General features: G+C 53.8%; 14 protein-coding genes and 1 pseudogene. 14 read left to right on the top strand and 1 reads right to left on the bottom strand.

The features are described 5' to 3' along the window. Positions 1–48 precede the first annotated feature (48 nt). From rlmKL to sS8_RS05445, 13 genes and pseudogenes are all read left to right on the top strand, one after another. Entirely contained in the window at positions 49–2250 is a 2202-nt protein-coding gene (gene rlmKL, locus sS8_RS05505) for a bifunctional 23S rRNA (guanine(2069)-N(7))-methyltransferase RlmK/23S rRNA (guanine(2445)-N(2))-methyltransferase RlmL (RefSeq protein WP_119628771.1), read from the top strand. A gap of 19 nt (positions 2251–2269) precedes the next feature. Beyond that, complete coding sequence (locus sS8_RS05500; protein ID WP_179952399.1) at positions 2270–2551, top strand: acylphosphatase; 282 nt, start codon at positions 2270–2272, stop codon at positions 2549–2551. Between the two features lie 237 nt (positions 2552–2788). Then, positions 2789–4699 (top strand): DCC1-like thiol-disulfide oxidoreductase family protein, encoded by a 1911-nt coding sequence (locus tag sS8_RS05495; protein WP_119628769.1) that lies wholly within the window; start codon positions 2789–2791, stop codon positions 4697–4699. Positions 4700–4874: 175 nt separating this feature from the next. Next, positions 4875–5492 (top strand): MotA/TolQ/ExbB proton channel family protein, encoded by a 618-nt coding sequence (locus sS8_RS05490; protein ID WP_119628768.1) that lies wholly within the window; start codon positions 4875–4877, stop codon positions 5490–5492. A gap of 6 nt (positions 5493–5498) precedes the next feature. Next, complete coding sequence (locus sS8_RS05485; RefSeq protein WP_119628767.1) at positions 5499–5921, top strand: ExbD/TolR family protein; 423 nt, start codon at positions 5499–5501, stop codon at positions 5919–5921. Between the two features lie 13 nt (positions 5922–5934). Beyond that, positions 5935–6945 (top strand): tetraacyldisaccharide 4'-kinase, encoded by a 1011-nt coding sequence (gene lpxK / locus sS8_RS05480; protein WP_119628766.1) that lies wholly within the window; start codon positions 5935–5937, stop codon positions 6943–6945. Beyond that, positions 6926–7123, top strand: a complete 198-nt coding sequence (locus sS8_RS05475) for a Trm112 family protein (protein ID WP_119628765.1) — start codon at positions 6926–6928, stop codon at positions 7121–7123. The genes lpxK and sS8_RS05475 overlap by 20 nt, the downstream gene beginning before the upstream one ends. Position 7124: 1 nt before the next feature. Further along, complete coding sequence (gene kdsB / locus sS8_RS05470; protein WP_119628764.1) at positions 7125–7898, top strand: 3-deoxy-manno-octulosonate cytidylyltransferase; 774 nt, start codon at positions 7125–7127, stop codon at positions 7896–7898. A 420-nt stretch (positions 7899–8318) separates the two neighbouring features. Further along, positions 8319–8909: a hypothetical protein gene (locus tag sS8_RS05465; RefSeq protein WP_119628763.1), complete on the top strand. Its 591-nt coding sequence runs from the start codon at positions 8319–8321 to the stop codon at positions 8907–8909. Between the two features lie 350 nt (positions 8910–9259). Continuing rightward, positions 9260–9901, top strand: a complete 642-nt coding sequence (gene hxlA, locus sS8_RS05460) for a 3-hexulose-6-phosphate synthase (protein WP_119628762.1) — start codon at positions 9260–9262, stop codon at positions 9899–9901. A gap of 17 nt (positions 9902–9918) precedes the next feature. Next, complete coding sequence (gene hxlB, locus sS8_RS05455; RefSeq protein ID WP_119628761.1) at positions 9919–10452, top strand: 6-phospho-3-hexuloisomerase; 534 nt, start codon at positions 9919–9921, stop codon at positions 10450–10452. Positions 10453–10892: 440 nt separating this feature from the next. Beyond that, positions 10893–11201, top strand: coding sequence for a hypothetical protein (locus sS8_RS05450; protein WP_145986425.1), 309 nt, complete (start codon positions 10893–10895; stop codon positions 11199–11201). 317 nt (positions 11202–11518) lie between these two features. Beyond that, positions 11519–12463, top strand: a pseudogene (locus sS8_RS05445) (IS5 family transposase); the annotation flags it as partial. Between the two features lie 427 nt (positions 12464–12890). On the opposite strand, the gene sS8_RS05440 reads toward sS8_RS05445, so the two are convergent. Then, a complete protein-coding gene (locus sS8_RS05440) occupies positions 12891–13877 on the bottom strand; it encodes a transaldolase (protein ID WP_119628759.1) in 987 nt (328 codons plus the stop codon). Between the two features lie 477 nt (positions 13878–14354). Between sS8_RS05440 and tkt the strand changes: the two genes are divergently transcribed. Then, positions 14355–16367 carry a transketolase gene (tkt, locus tag sS8_RS05435; RefSeq protein ID WP_119628758.1) on the top strand — a complete coding sequence of 671 codons (2013 nt, stop codon included), beginning with the start codon at positions 14355–14357 and terminating at the stop codon, positions 16365–16367. Positions 16368–16398 lie beyond the last annotated feature (31 nt).

Genomic DNA, 16398 nt, shown 5'->3' with positions numbered 1-16398 from the left:
TCATGCCACTTCCGATCCGCCCCCGTGTATATTTGTCCTTGACATTTGATGAATTATTCTCAGCATTTCTTCGCTACCGCGCCGCTCGGTCTGGAACTTCTTTTGGCCGATGAACTGAAGGCACTGGAGGCGGTGGATGTTGTCGCGACCAGAGCCGGAGTGGCCTTTTCCGGCAAGCTCGAAACAGCTTACAACGCTTGTTTGTGGTCCCGGTTGGCCAACCGGATTCTGTTTCCGCTGAACCGTTTTCCAGCCGCGAGTCCGGAGGCGCTTTACGAAGGCGTCCGGCGGGTCGATTGGGCGGCCCACCTGGATTCCGAAGCAAGCTTTGCGGTGGACTTCGCATCGAGCCGTTCCAAAATCAATCACACGCTGTTTGGCGCTCAAAAGGTCAAGGACGCTATCGTCGACTATTTCCGAGAACGCCATGGCATCCGCCCATCGGTCCGACTCGACCGGCCGGATCTACGAATAAACGTTTATCTGGATCGCGATATCGCCACCGTGAGTATCGACCTTTCCGGTGAAAGTCTTCACAAACGTGCTTATCGACAGGAAGGCGGTCGGGCGCCACTAAAGGAGAATTTGGCGGCCGCGATGTTGCTGCGCGCCGGCTGGCCCAAGATTGCAGAAGGCGGCGGTCATTTTATCGACCCTATGTGCGGCTCGGGGACCCTGCCGATCGAAGCGGCACTGATGGCCGGCGATTTTGCACCGGGGCTGCTGCGGCCACATTTCGGCCTATTCGGCTGGAAAAAATATGATGCCGAGCTTTGGCGAAACCTGGTGAAGGAGGCGGAACGGCGCGGTGGACAAGGTCTACTCAGACTTCCCTCCATCGTCGGCTACGACATCGACCGGCAGGCCGTACGGATCGCTTTGGAAAACCTCGAGCACGCGGGGCTCAGAGGTCATGTCCACGTGGAACGAAAAGCCGTAACCGACGTCCGTCCGCGCCACGAGTCCGGCCTGCTGGCCGTCAATCCGCCCTACGGAGAGCGCCTGGGGGTTGAGAAGACGCTGGTGCCGTTGTACACAGAACTCGGCGAGACACTCAAGGGACATTTCGTCGGTTGGAAGGCGACCGTGCTGACCGGGAACCCGGAGTTGGCCTTTAAACTGGGTATACGGGCCGTGCGCTATTACACGCTTTACAACGGCGCCATCGAGTGCCGGCTGTTTAATTTCGACATCGCGCCGGAGCGCTTTTTCAGCCCACGCGAACCCGAACCGTTGACCGAAGTTCAGCGTAAAACCCGCAAGATCTTCCGAAAGGCCAAAGCAGTGGAAACGGTGGAAGGCGGAGCTGAAATGTTCTTTAACCGGTTGCGCAAGAATCTCAAGAATCTCGAGCGCTGGGCACGACAAAATGAAGTTCACTGCTATCGCCTATATGATGCCGATCTGCCGGAATATGCCGTTGCTGTGGATGTCTATCGGGGCGAGCGCACTTGGGTTCATGTACAGGAATACGAAGCTCCGACGAGTATCGATCCGGAAAAGGCCGAGCAGCGCTTGATTCATGTCGTGGCAACGATTCCAAAAGTGCTTGAAATTCCGCCTGAGCAACTGTTTCTCAAAATTCGGCGCAAACAGAAGGGCTTGGCACAATACGAAAAACAGGCGGAATCCGGACGGTTTCACATAGTGGAGGAGGGCGGATCGAAATTTTGGGTCAACTTTGAAGATTACCTCGACACAGGGCTGTTTCTGGATCATCGCATCACACGCCGGCTAATTCAGGATCAGTCGGCGGAAAAACGGTTTCTCAACCTCTTCGCCTATACAGGGACGGCCTCGGTATACGCAGCCAAAGGCGGGGCAACATCGACCACAACGGTCGATATGTCCCGCGCATATCTGGACTGGGCGGCGCGTAATCTGGAACTCAACGGGATCGGCGGAAGCCGCCACGACCTCGTTCAGGCAAATTGCCTCGAATGGCTCGACCAGGCGTCGCGAGACAGACGCATATTCGATTTGATCTTTCTGGATCCGCCCACCTTCTCGTCCTCCAAACGTATGCAGCAGACCCTGGACATACAGCGCGATCACCCGATGCTGATAAAAAAATGCATGGAAATCTTGGCGCGGAATGGATTATTGGTCTTCTCCACCAATTTCCGTAAATTCAGGCTGAACACCGAGGCGCTGACGGGTTTGCATCTGGAGGATATCAGCCGCAAAACCATCCCTAAGGATTTCGAGCGCAATCCGAAAATTCATTTTTGTTGGAAGATCAGTCGGTGAGTCATAACGAGGTGTATTGATGCCCAAGCGGATTCACGTTTTTGTGTCGGGTTTGGTTCAGGGCGTTTTTTTCAGGGCGGCTACCCGTGAGCGCGCTGTAGCTTTGGGAATTAAAGGTTGGGTGCGAAATCTCCCGGACGGCCGGGTCGAAATTCTCGCAGAAGGCGCATCGGACCGAATCGCCGAGTTTTTGGATTGGTGTGCGAGCGGCCCTCCGCGGGCAAAAGTGGATGCGCTGGAGGTGATCGACGAAATTCCGTCCGGGGGATTCGTCAGCTTCGAAGTACAGCGGCATTTTTAGAATCCCAAAACGCCATCGGGATGCTTGGACCGTCTCGTTGGATGCATTCTCGATAGGAACCGCAGGAAAACACACATCTCCCCATGGTTCGAGCGGCAGAACTTGGTCTATTAGAGCAGCAAAGAGTTACAATGCGCGTTTTGCGTGATCCTGCCGCGTATCAGTCAGTCTGCGCCGGATGACCGGTCGTTCCGAATTCGGCGTTTAACGCTCCGCCAGATCCACACTTTTTAAGCAATGTACCGAAAACTAAAAATATTGGTCGAGCAGGGCCTTGCCAAGCAAGTTCCTGCTGTAGGTCTTGGTGCTTTCCGAATTGCGTTTTCCTTAGTCATTTTCCAGGAAATCATATTCCTCTACTACTTCCGGCATTTGATTTTTGATCCGGTACCTTTTTTCGACAGGGCCTCGCCCGTATTGCACTTCTTTCTCCTGGTATGGCTGGCAGTCGCGGCTTGCCTGGTCGTAGGCTACCATATCCGAAAGGCTGCGCTGGCCAATTATATTTTCTGGGTTATTTTCGTCGTTTTTACGCCCATGTGGCAGGACTTTGATGGCGGGTTCGACCAACTGATGACCGGTTCCAGTTTTCTGCTGATATTCCTGCCTGTAGAGCGAGCCTTATCGCTAGATAATCTCCGGCTTAAACTGCGGATGTCGACATTGCAGACCCGATACGAGCCGAATGATAAAGTGCCCGTTATCGCCTATTATCTGCCGGTGGCAGTTTCTTTGGGATTGCTTTACCTGGATTCCGGTATTCATAAACTTACCGCCGAATTCTGGCGCAATGGAATGGGGGCGTGGCTTCCGCCAACTATGCCTTATTACATGTCGGCAATCGACATGACGCCGCTGTTGAATATAAAGCCTCTGGAGATGTTTATCGGTTACACGATAATTGTTTTTCAGTTTGTTTTCTTGTTTCTATTTTGGTTTCGACCTTTTCGAGTTCCTCTTTTATTCACTGGTACGCTTTTCCACACCGGTATCGTCCTGTCGCTCAATATATATCCATTCGGTTTTGCCATGCTGGCGCATTATTGCCTGCTTGTGCCGATTCGATGGTGGCGGCGTCTCAAGAAGGCATTTCGATTCGAACGGCCGAGGCTCATCGTTTTCTACGATGAACGATGTCCGCTGTGCAATCGCACCGTGATCGTCATTCAGCATTTCGATGTCCTCAATGCCATTGCCTTCAAAGGCTTACAAACTCATGCCAAAGGGCATCGGCAACTCGATTCGATTCCCGAAAGCGATCTCTTGAAGGACCTTTATGCCTTGGACAGTGATGGACACTTGTATTCGGGATTGGATACCTACATCCGGATAGCGATCAGTATGGGATATGCCGCTCCGGCAGGCTGGGTCTTACGATTGCCGGGTATCCATCATTGGGGAAATACGGTTTACCGGCGAATTGCGGACCAGAGAGAACGTATTCTCTGCGGCGAGCAGTGTATAGTACCATCGGTTCCCCTTTCAGACGAAGAAGATCCGCTTGCAAACTGGTATCGACGGTACGCTGCAACACTCTCGCAACAGGTCCAGCGGATTGCAAAATTCCTGGTTTTGGTTCTGGCTCTCCAACTAAATAGCACAATTCACTATGGCGTTTTATACCGCTGCGGAGAAACCTGTGATATCGGCGCCGCCGGACGATTATTGGATCAGGTTAGCAACTCGATTATCAATTTTTCCCACGTTTTTCTCGGCATTACACCCCACGCGCTGTATATGCACGATCATTTTGCCGGCTACAATCATATTCTGGCTCTGACTTACAAGGATCCGTCCGGCCGTGAACGATGGCTGCCTTTCGTGAACGAGGAGGGACGGCTGGTTGCGCCGAACTGGGGCCGAGTGCAGTCGATGTGGGCGAACGTTGCTGTAACCTCTCACATGCATCAGGAACGATTAAGCAAGTTCCTTAAAAAGGTTACGGCATTTTGGGGTACTGAACTCGGCCTGGATTTATCGAACGCCGAATTCGTCGTGAAAATGAAAGAAGTACGCGTACCGATGGATTGGGACGGAGACCTGCGCCACAAGAATATCGCTCAGCCTTGGCAGGATATCGGAAGAGCCGTGTGGCAAAGCGGAAATTTTCGTCTCGAACTGCGGAATGTCGACATAGAAGCCTTGTAATGCTTTGTGCTCATCCGGGATTTTTCCCGCTTTCTGTCGATCCGTCAGCTTACTCGGTGCGAGTTCTCTGCTCGCGCTGGGTGACAGGGCGACCGGCTGCGAAATGCCGACGGGCTGTCGGTTTTGATGCGATCGACTAAAATGATTGGCTGACTCATGTTGGGGATCATCGATAATGTTCGAAATCATTAAAGCGGGCGGTTGGGTTATGGTGCCTATCATCGCCTGTTCAATCTTGGCTTTGGCTATCATTTTGGAACGCTTCTGGGCGCTGCGAGCGCCTCGTATCATGCCGCCGAATCTGGTACCGGAAGTGTGGAATCTTTACCGGAAAGACCAGCTTGACAGCGCCTATATTCGTAGGCTCAGGGACAGTTCTCCGCTCGGCGCAGTCTTGGCGGCAGGGCTCCTGAACTATGCTCAAGGACGAGAAGTGGTAAGGGAAAGCATTGAGCAGGCTGGACGCCAGGTTATTCACGATCTGGAGCGATATCTGAACACGTTGGGCACTATCGCTTCCGTGTCGCCCTACCTGGGGCTGCTGGGTAGCGTTCTGGGCATGATTAAGGTCTTTTCCACCTTTTCGATGGCGAGTGGCATCGGCAATCCCACCAAACTCGCGGGCGGCATATCGGAGATTCTCATTGCGACAGCTGCCGGCCTGGCGGTCGCCATTCCAAGCCTGATTTTCTATCGATATTTTCAGGGACGAGTGATCGACTTCGCCGTGCGCATGGAGGAGGAGGCCGTACGGCTGATCGAGACTCTGTACAGCAGCCAGGAAGAGGATTAACAGGCCATGAATTTCCGCCGGCGGCGCCGGGACTATCCCGAGCTTAATCTCATCCCGATGATAGACGTCCTTATTGTCTTGTTGATCTTTCTGGTCTTGACTACGACATTTAGCCGTGAAGCGGAATTGCAAATTCAGCTGCCCGAAGCCTCGGGGCAAACGACGGGTGAAGAAAAAGGCGTTAACGTCGTCATCGATACGGAAGGTCGGTATTTCGTCAACCAACATCAGGTCGTAAATACGCACATCGAGACCTTGAAAAAGGCGATCGTCGAAGCGGCAGGCGAAAATAAAAATCCACTACTGGTCGTCAATGCCGATCAAAGAACCACTCACCAAGCGGTGATAACTGTTCTGGACGCTGCTAGTCAGCTTGGTTTCACCCACGTGACTTTCGCCGCGAAGACCGAGGCGGGCGACAATCCATAGCCGTTACACTCGCGTGAAAAAACGTGTGACGAATTGGCTACAGCGAGAATGGTATGAAAAGCCGTCTCCAAATCCGTTCTTGATTCCTCTCGCAGCGACTTTTCGGAAAATCGTCACGATTCGCCGCTGGACATACCGCAGAGGGGTGAAGAGAGTCAGCCGACTTCCGGTACCCGCTATCGTAGTCGGTAACCTGACGGTGGGCGGCACGGGTAAGACGCCATTGATCGTTTGGCTGGCTCGATTTCTGAAGGAAAAGGGATTCCGACCGGGCATCATCAGCCGTGGTTACGGAGCAGCGCGCGCGCGGCAGCCCCTTCAGGTTTTCGAAAATTCCGATCCACAAGATGTGGGCGACGAACCATTACTCATCGCGCGCCGAACCGCTTGCCCGGTGTTCGTTTTCCATCAGCGCGTAGAGGCGGCAAACGCGCTTTTGGAAAAGACCGGCTGCAACATCATTTTGTCCGACGACGGTTTACAGCATTATGCCCTGGATCGCGACCTGGAAATCGTCGTTGTGGACGGCTCTCGGCGGTTCGGCAACGGGCTATGCCTACCGGCGGGACCGTTGCGGGAACCGGTCGAACGATTGAACTCCGTCGATATGACCGTTTCTTCGGAAGCAACGGCGCCAGGTGCATATGCCATGTTTTTGGAAGGCGAAATTGCCGTCAATCTTCAAGACGAAAGCGTAAAAAGACCTCTAGAATCCTTTTGCGGACATCCTTTTGTTGCGATCGCCGGAATCGGTAATCCGGGGCGGTTTTTCAGGCACCTCGGAACTTTCGGATTGCAATTCGATTGCCGAGAATTTCCAGATCATCATCGATATCGGGCTGAAGACCTCGCGTTTGCCGAAGAGTGCTCGTTGGTCATGACCGAAAAAGACGCTGTTAAATGCGTGGCCTTCGCTAATTCGAATTTCTGGTATGTCCCCGTCGAAGCTAGGCTGCCGACGGAATTCGGCAAAAACTTGTTAACTTTATTGAAGGCCAAATGCGATGGACAGAAAATTACTTGAGATTCTGGTTTGCCCTATTTGCAAAGGCGAACTTCTTTTCAGAAGAGAGCAGCAGGAGTTGATTTGCAAAGCGGACCGTCTAGCCTATCCGATACGCGATGATATTCCGGTGATGCTCGAAAACGAAGCGCGCAGGATCAGTCTCGAAGAATACGATGCTCTTTCGGTGCAGGGATAGCATGCCGGCTTTCAACATCGTCATACCGGCCCGTTACGGTTCGAGCAGGCTGCCCGGCAAGCCGCTGCTTCCGCTGGCTGGGCGCCCGATGATCGTACATGTTTGCGAGCGCGCATTGGAAGTAGGCGACAGCGTCGTTGTCGCCACCGACGATGAACGCATTCGGGAAGCAGTTAGCCATCTCCCGGTACACGCGCTAATGACCAGAGAGGACCATGCGAGCGGCAGCGAACGTATCGCCGAAGTGGTCGAACAACTGGGATGGGCGGACGACGAAATCGTAGTCAACCTTCAAGGTGATGAACCCCTAATCCGGCCGCACTTGATAAGAATACTTGCCACGACTCTAACGGAGCAGCGCACCACGCAGATCGCGACACTTGCCACACCCATAAAGAACTATAAAGACATTTGCGACCCGAACACGGTCAAGACCGTACTCGATCAGCATGGCTACGCGCTTTATTTCAGTCGGGCACCGATTCCCTGGTTTCGGACAGGCTTTGCCAATGGGGGTTCGCTCTTGCCGGAAAGTTTTACGTATCTCCGGCATATCGGTGTTTACGCCTATTCGGCCGGCTTCTTGCGGCGCTACGTCAAGTGGCGGCCGTCGAAACTGGAAACTGTCGAAGCGCTTGAACAGCTACGCATTTTATGGCATGGCGAACGAATTTTGGTATTGCCTATCGAAGAAGCACCCGAGGCCGGTGTCGACACCGAAGAGGACCTACGGCGCGTCGATCGGGTATTGCAGTCACGTCGTCAGCCTGGATGACGGTTTAGTTTCTGTACGTACTCGTACCCGCCGTGCCAAGATTCAGGATTTTCTCCTGATGCGTAGCCTGGATGCGTATGTATACTCACAGCCTCGCTGATCCGTATCTCCGAGGCGGGCACTAGACGTGTCGGCGTGCCCGTGCCATTTCGACCGGGGAAGCGCTAAGCAGGATTTCACAGAAATAGAACTCTAGACACCACCGAAACTATGATCATGCCACGATCGTCTTCTTCGCAACCGAGATGGAGTTCGTGGTAGGCTTTGCGGCTCCGCTGAAGGCGCACTACTTTCAAGCTCTCGCAAGAGTTTGATATATTCCATTTGATGATGCGCCCCCTTATACTAAATCAGGAGTGGCCAACCAGCCAAAGCCGGCCGGGGTCGTCATCCATATCTTAAGATGTTTAGGAGAATGATGTGAAAAAACACGATTTGACAAAAGCTATACTTACGGCGCTGCTGCTAGCCAGCCCGTTGGCCAAGGCCGATTCCGAATATCCAGCAGCAGACTTTGAGCCGGTAATCATCACTCAGGATTCTGCTTTAATCACCGAACACGAGAAAACGTCCGAGACCCGGACTGCGGAAGCCGTAAAAGCCGTACAGGCAAAAGAGGAGTCGGCAAGCTCGCCGGCGTCATCGGCAAATGTATCGTCGGCAGACGATTCCAGTTCAAGTGAACCTGCTGCGAAGGCAGAAAATCCGCTGACGGAAAATCTGCCTATCGGTCTGATCGTTCTTGGTTTGGCTGGTTTTGTCGTCTGGAGCAGCAGACAGTCCGGATCTAAGACCCAGTCCGCAGCTCCTGCGCCAGTTGCCGCAGCTGCATCCGGAGAAACAGGTGTAGCCAAGTACCTGAAAAACATTTCTGAACCGACCCAAACGGCAGCAGCCGAAACTGGCGTCGCCAAGTACCTCAAGAGCCTGCCCGAGGCGGCTGCCAAGCCGGCGGAACCTGCCACCGGCGTCGCGAAGTACCTGAAAAAGCTCGAAGAGACCGCAAAATAATAGCCGTAATCGTCGAAAGTGATAGGTTCCTCCCAAAGTTCAGCTTCGGCTCCAGTTATACGCAGACGCTGATAAAGACACCTCTTATGTAGTGGATCCGAATGATCCCGTAGATTCGATTCATCGCCATTGTCCGCCGGTTGTTTCTGTGCTGCGTAGCGAAATCGCAATGCGCTTGGCCGCGGAGTTGTCTCCGTGCGATGATAGAAATAAGAGAGCGGCAGAGGATCGTTGACACCTATCCCGGTTCTCCTTTAGAGTTAACAAATAATGCGTTTTGAAGAAAAAATGCATTTATAAGATTAAGTTAATAAGTATCTAATCAACTATAACAAGTTGGAGTACCCATCATGGCAAGACCATTAATTCAATTGGCCTTAGATTCTTTGGACGTCAATCAGACTTTGAAACTTGCCGGCCTTGCGGCGCCTTATGTCGATATTTTCGAAATCGGAACGCCCTGCATTAAGCACAACGGCGTCAGTCTGGTTAAGGAACTGAGAAAGAAATACCCGAACAAACTGATCCTGGTTGACCTCAAGACCATGGACGCCGGCGAGTACGAAGCGACACCTTTCTACGCGGCTGGCGCAGATATCTGCACCGTTCTCGGCGTATCCGGGCTCCCAACCATCGCTGGCGTGATCAAAGCGGCCAACGCCCACAATGCCGAAGTTCAAGTCGATCTCATCAATGTACCCGATAAAATCGCCTGCGCCAGAGAGTCCGCGAAATTGGGCGCTCACATCATCGGCGTGCACACCGGTCTCGATGCGCAGGCTGCTGGCCAGACGCCGTTTGCCGACCTGCAGGCTATTTCCAGACTGAAGCTGCCCGTCCGGATTTCTGTCGCTGGTGGAATCAAGCAGTCTACCGTCCAACAGGTTGCGCGCGCAGGTGCCAATATCGTTGTGGTCGGCGCTGCGATTTACGGCGCTGCCTCTCCTGCTGATGCGGCGCGTGAGATCTGCGAGCTCGCCAGCGCTGCATAAGAGAAAAGGGGCACGAGATGCATCAGAAAACGATCATAGATAAGATTTCTGGCGTTCTGGAAGCTACAGATGCTACCTATGATGAAAAATTGACTCGTATACTGGACGAGGCATCACGAGTGTTTGTGGCCGGCGCCGGTCGATCGGGATTAGTCGCAAGATTTTTTGCGATGCGGCTGATGCATGGCGGCTATGATGCATATGTTGTTGGTGAAATTGTTACCCCGAGTATTCGAAAGGGTGATTTATTTATCGTGATCTCTGGCTCCGGAGAAACGGAGACCATGATTGCGTTCACCAAGCGCGCCAAGGAACAAGGCGCTAAAATCGTTTTGCTTTCTACAAAGAGCAGCTCGACAATCGGCGATCTCGCGGATTTTGTGTGCCAAATCGGCACCGCTGAGCAATATGGCAAGGTTGTTGGCATGCCCATGGGCACGACGTTCGAGTTATCGACGTTGGTCTTTTTGGAAGCAACGATTGCCCACATCATCCACGAGAAAGGAATTCCGGAAGAAGAGATGAGAACAAGACACGCTAACCTTGAGTAGCGTTTGGATAGACTAAGGACGATATGCATATATCGTCCTGGTCAATGCAAGGGAAATGCATTCTGCAAACGGTATCGAATCAGCAGCGCGGGAAAATTAATCTGTTCCGCGCGGCGATTCGATGGTACCGAGGACTTTGTGGCCGGTTCTGCTTAAGAAAAGGCGTCCGGCCGCGATGCTTTAGGCCATTCCTTTTTCGTTCCCCCTCTAAGTCGGTTGTCACCTAAGACGGTCAAAGGCGATACGGGTCCGGCTTTGAGATCGCTCCGCTGGCCGCTTTCTGGTTCAGATGTTATCGTTTCGCATCGTTTTTCTCGACTGGCTGGGGCGACGGTGGCTTGGGATTACAAAACCAGCTTTCAGCAAAATTCCCGAAAGGTTATTGAAAAATCGTTCCGGCCCACTATAGCCAGCGGAAACCATGCAAGCTGAAGCTGCAGGTGACCAAGAATTTATTACTTGGTTCGATGCTGCAACTTTTGATAGCAAATGTTCTCGGCTTGGCCTGCCTTGATAAGCAAGGACACGGGAAACTTGTTTTCGCGAAGGAATTTTTTGACTTCGTCGATCGTAAGGCGTTTAGATTCTTCCTGTGCAATACATTCACACATCTTAACGATGGGAGAGTCATCGCTTGTAATGACTCTGTTAGGCTTTGCCCTTTCTTCTTTTATGCATATGTCGGCATATTTGTGCTCAAATGCATGATGATCCTCTTCGCTAATGACATGAGCGGACGCGCCGGCTGAGAATAAAACTGCCGCGATGCTTGCGGAAACGCCGATTCTGCCTGATACACAGAGTTTTAGGTCAGCGAGAAATGAGTGGGGCATTTGCTTAGTACTCCAATCCGGGTAATTTGAAAACCTTGATCCTCGCGGCCGAATTTTTTGGTCCGGCGTCGTCGATATTTCGACAACCAGTCTTGAAAGCCATTTCGGGTTTTGCGTAGCGCAAATTACGGCATTTAGACTCGGAAAATAGAACAGATGGCAAAGAGGAGGTGGAATTCGGACGACGAATGGCATATCAATACTCAGACAAATGTTTTGTTAGAGTGGCCTTCGAGACCCACATCGACTTTGCGGCGCTTGCCGCGGACGTGGATCAGGCGGCGCCCCGACCGGTCAGCCCGCAAGGCGGTCGTCCGCCGTTTCCCACCGAAACGATGGTGCGCATCCTGTTTCTCAAGCGGGTCAACAATCTCTCGGACGAGCAGATGGAATACCAGTTGCTTGATCGGATGAGTTACCAGCGCTTCTGCGGGCTGATGGACTCGGCCAGCATCCCGGACCGCACCACGATGTGGACCTTCGAGAACCGCATCGGCGAGGTCGGCGCCCAGGCGCTGTTCGACGGCATCGAGCGGCAGTTGCTCAAGCATGGCTACATCGCCCGCGGGGGGCATATCATCGACGCCACCCTGGTGCCTGCGCCAAAGCAGCACTTCAGCAAGGACGATAAGGAGATGCTGAAGGAAGGCGCGATGCCGGCGGACTGGAGCCCGGCCAAGCGGCGGCAAAAAGACCTGGACGCCACCTGGACCAAGAAGCACGGCAAGAGCCACCACGGCTACAAGCTCTCCATCAACGTGGACAAGCGCTACAAGGTTATCCGCAAGATCGAGACCGGCACCGCCGCTACTCATGACAGCCAGCACTTTGAGGCGGTGTTGAACACTAGCAACACCAGCCGGGACGTCTATGCCGACAAGGGCTATCCGAGTGCGGAACGGGAAGCCCAGCTCCAGGAAGCGGGTTATCGCAACCACATCCAGCGCAAGGGCCAGCGCAACCATCCGCTGTCCGAACGGCAGAAACAACGTAATCAACGCATCGCCCGGGTCCGAGCACGGGTCGAGCATCCCTTCGCCGCCATCGCACAAATGGGCGGCAAGTTTATTCGCACCATCGGCCAGGCGAGGGCGAACTTTGCCATGACGATGATGGCGGCCAGCTATAACCTGAAGCGGCTGGTTTACCTGAAACAGGCGGGTGTCGTGGCCTTTTGAGGCCCACCCTCGCCCGAAAGGCCCCCAACGCGGGCGATTCGGGGAAAATGAAAAGTGAAATGGCGACAAGAGCGTGAGGGAGTCGGCTCGTGTGCCCGCCCGGTCAAAAAATTAGAGCCGGGTTTTCATCAAAATTCAGGGTTTTTCGAGGTGCCCTAGAGTCTGTTTACAAGTCAAGACAGCCGAGGGCAATCGTCCGTCCCCTCGTGCAAAAAGGAATCGCCCATAACCGTGGCTGCCTTACTCAGTCGGCCGTTCCGGCCGCTCGTAATCGCTCCGTGCGACCTGGCTTGTCTGTCAAAGCACGCAAAACGAAGGGGCGACTACTTCCAGGCCGTCGACGTGCTCCACGCCGCCATAGAAGTCGCCGCCCGCCGGTCTCAGAGCCGAAATTTCTCTGAACCCAGCAGTTTCAGGCTATGAATGCCTAGCCCTCAAGATAGGAAAGCCGGGTCGCAAGAAGTTTTTCCAGCGTTTCCAAGGCCTTGGTGAAACCATCAATGCCCTCTGAAAGTTTTTCCGAAGCCATACGATTTTCGGCGTGCATCCGATCGTAAGTCGCTTTATCCATGGTTATCTTTTCGATCGAAGCCCCAGCAGCCTTTTCAGGATCCAGTTTCCGTGGCAGGTCGCCTTCAGTGGACTGGAGTTCGGACAGCAGGGCAGGCGCTATGGTGAGTAGGTCGCAACCGGCAAGCTCGGTAATTTCGCCGATGTTTCGAAAACTTGCACCCATGACTTCTGTCTGGTAGCCAAATTTCTTGTAGTAGTTATAGATCTGGGTAACGGAAAGGACACCAGGATCCTCGGCCGGCGGATAGGAGTCCCGACCGGTGTCCTTCTTGTACCAATCCAGGATTCGCCCGACAAACGGAGAAATCAGGGTAACTCCCGCTTCGGCGCAAGCAATAGCCTGGTGCAAGCCGAACAAAAGTGTCAGGTTGCAATGGATTCCTTCTTTTTCCAATACTGCCGCTGCTTGTATGCCTTCCCAAGTGGCAGCGATTTTGATCAGCACACGCTCTTTCGAAATGCCAGCCGCGTCGTACTGGGTGATGATCTCGCGCGCCTTGGCAATGGTGCTCTCGGTGTCGTAGGAAAGTCTCGCATCCACTTCCGTGGAAACCCGGCCTTCGATGATCTCGAGAATCTTCAGGCCAAAAGATACGGCCAGCCGATCGAAAGCGAGGGACGCAACCTGCGACGCCGCTGCATCCTTGCCCAGAGTGGCTCTTGCGCTTTTCAGTGTGTCGTCGACAATGCCCTGGTACTGGGGCATCTGGGCCGCAGCGGTGATCAAAGAGGGATTGGTAGTTGCGTCGCGGGGCTTAAAGGTTTCTATAGCCTGAATGTCGCCCGTGTCGGCCACAACAACCGTCATTTCCCGGAGTTGTTCAAGTAAGGTCTTTGGCATAATCGAATCCTACGTTTCAGAGTAATATGGGTCTGAGGAGCTCCAGTGGCATCCGGACTCCCGATTACTATTGCACCAGGCCACAGTTAGCCCCTCCGACGGAACTACCTGATCGGAAATGCTTTTAGGCCCGCTACAGCAATAACCAGCTAAGGATACATGGAACCAAACGGTCTTAACAAGAACGGCAGGGCAGGACCTACGGACCGCTGCCAAATCGGCGGGAAGCGCATTTCGCCGAGCCGGCGTGGCCTTAGGCCTGCGCATGGCATTTGTGACAGTTGAAAAAACGCGTGATTGAGAAAGGCGCCAAATGAAAATTCAACGGCCGAAACGGGACCGGTTTTCCGTTGAAACAGAAGGATAATAAATTCTTGCCAGCCGCCCAGATACGGGAATCTGGTGACAAAGTCCACCAGACTGATAAAATTCCCTCCCTACGTTCGAATCCTAACCATAAAAATTAAGGAGGAAAATATGCCTTCGCGTCGAGAACTTGCAAACGCCATACGCGCCTTGAGCATGGATGCGGTACAGAAAGCGAATTCGGGGCATCCTGGAGCACCCATGGGAATGGCTGATATTGCCGAGGTGCTTTGGAACGATTATATGCGGCACAATCCGGCAAACCCGAAATGGCCTGATCGCGACCGCTTCGTTCTTTCCAACGGCCATGGTTCAATGCTGCTCTACTCGTTGCTGCATTTGACCGGCTACGATCTTCCCATCGAAGAATTGAAGACTTTCCGCCAGCTCCATTCCAGGACACCGGGTCATCCGGAATATGGCTATGCGCCTGGCGTCGAAACCACCACTGGTCCGTTGGGGCAAGGCATTACCAACGCTGTGGGCATGGCCTTGGCGGAACGTACGCTGGCGGCCCAGTTCAACCGTTCCGGACACAAAATTGTCGACCACTATACCTATGTTTTTTTAGGCGATGGCTGTCTGATGGAAGGCATTTCCCACGAAGCCTGTTCGCTCGCCGGTTCGATGAAGCTCGGAAAGCTGATTGCCTTTTATGATGACAACAACATATCGATCGACGGTGAAGTGCGCGGACACGGCAATACGCCGGGCTGGTTCATGGATGATACGCCGAAACGCTTCGAAGCTTACGGCTGGCACGTCATTTCGAAAGTGGACGGCCATGACGCCGAGTCCGTGAAGAAAGCCATCGAGGAGGCGCGCTCCGTTACCGACAAGCCTTCTTTGATCTGCTGCCAGACCATCATCGGTTGGGGTTCTCCAAATAAGCAGGGAAAGGAAGAATGCCACGGTGCCGCACTGGGAGCGGACGAAGTCGCCCTGGTCCGCGAGACCATCGGCTGGCCTTATCCGGCGTTCGAAGTTCCCGCGGAAATTTATGAAGCGTGGGACGCCAAGGAAATCGGCGCGAAGTCCGAGTCTGACTGGAACGACCGTTTCGAGAATTACCGTAGCGAGTTCCCCGAACTTGCGGCGGAATTCGAGCGTCGCATGACAGGTGACCTGCCCCGGGACTGGGCCGAAAAGTCCGAAGCCTTTATCGCCAAAGTCAACGAGAAGGCGGAAACCATCGCCAGCCGCAAGGCATCCCAGAACGCCCTCAACGGTTACGGTCCCCTGCTGCCGGAAATCATGGGCGGCTCCGCTGACCTTGCTGGCTCCAACCTGACCATCTGGTCCGGCTGCAAGAACGTGAATGCGGAAGGCTACGACGGCAATTACGTCTACTACGGCGTGCGCGAGTTCGGCATGTCGGCGATCATGAACGGTATTGCCCTGCATGGCGGTTTCAAGCCTTATGGTGGAACCTTCCTGATGTTCTCCGAATACGCGCGCAACGCGCTGCGTATGTCTGCCCTGATGAAAGCTCCGGTCATCTACGTTTATACCCACGACTCCATTGGTTTGGGCGAAGATGGCCCCACCCACCAGCCGGTTGAGCAAACCGCCACGCTACGCATGATTCCAAATATGCACGTTTGGCGTCCCTGCGATTCTGTGGAGACCGCAGTGGCCTGGAAGGCTGCGGTCGAGCGCAAGGATGGTCCTTCGTGCCTGATCTTCTCGCGGCAGAACCTGCCGCACGTGACCCGCACCCCGGCGCAGATCGACGCCATCCGGCGTGGTGGCTACGTGGTGCGCGACAGCGATGGAGCGCCGGATGCGATCATCATCGCCACGGGTTCCGAAGTGGAATTGGCGCTGAAGGCGGCGGAAGAACTGTCGGCCAAGGGTAAGAAGATTCGCGTGGTTTCGATGGTTTCGACCAACGTTTTCGACGCTCAGGATGCGGCATACCGTGAGTCGGTGCTGCCGGCTTCCGTCAAAAAGCGCGTCGTTGTCGAGGCCGGCGTGAGCGATGGCTGGTACAAGTACGTAGGTCTCGATGGCAAGGTTGTGGGTTTAGACCGTTTCGGCGAATCTGCACCGGCCGGCCTGCTCTTCAAGGAGTTCGGTTTTACCGTCGAAAATGTCGTCAAACAGGTGGAGTCGATTCTCTAAGTTTGATGTCCTAGAGTTTGAGAAGAGGCCG

Origin of the sequence: Methylocaldum marinum, from assembly GCF_003584645.1 — a bacterium.
Classification (GTDB): Bacteria; Pseudomonadota; Gammaproteobacteria; order Methylococcales; family Methylococcaceae; genus Methylocaldum; species Methylocaldum marinum.
The sequence above is the reverse complement of the archived record's forward strand: the minus strand, read 5'-3'. Positions and strand labels throughout refer to the sequence as shown.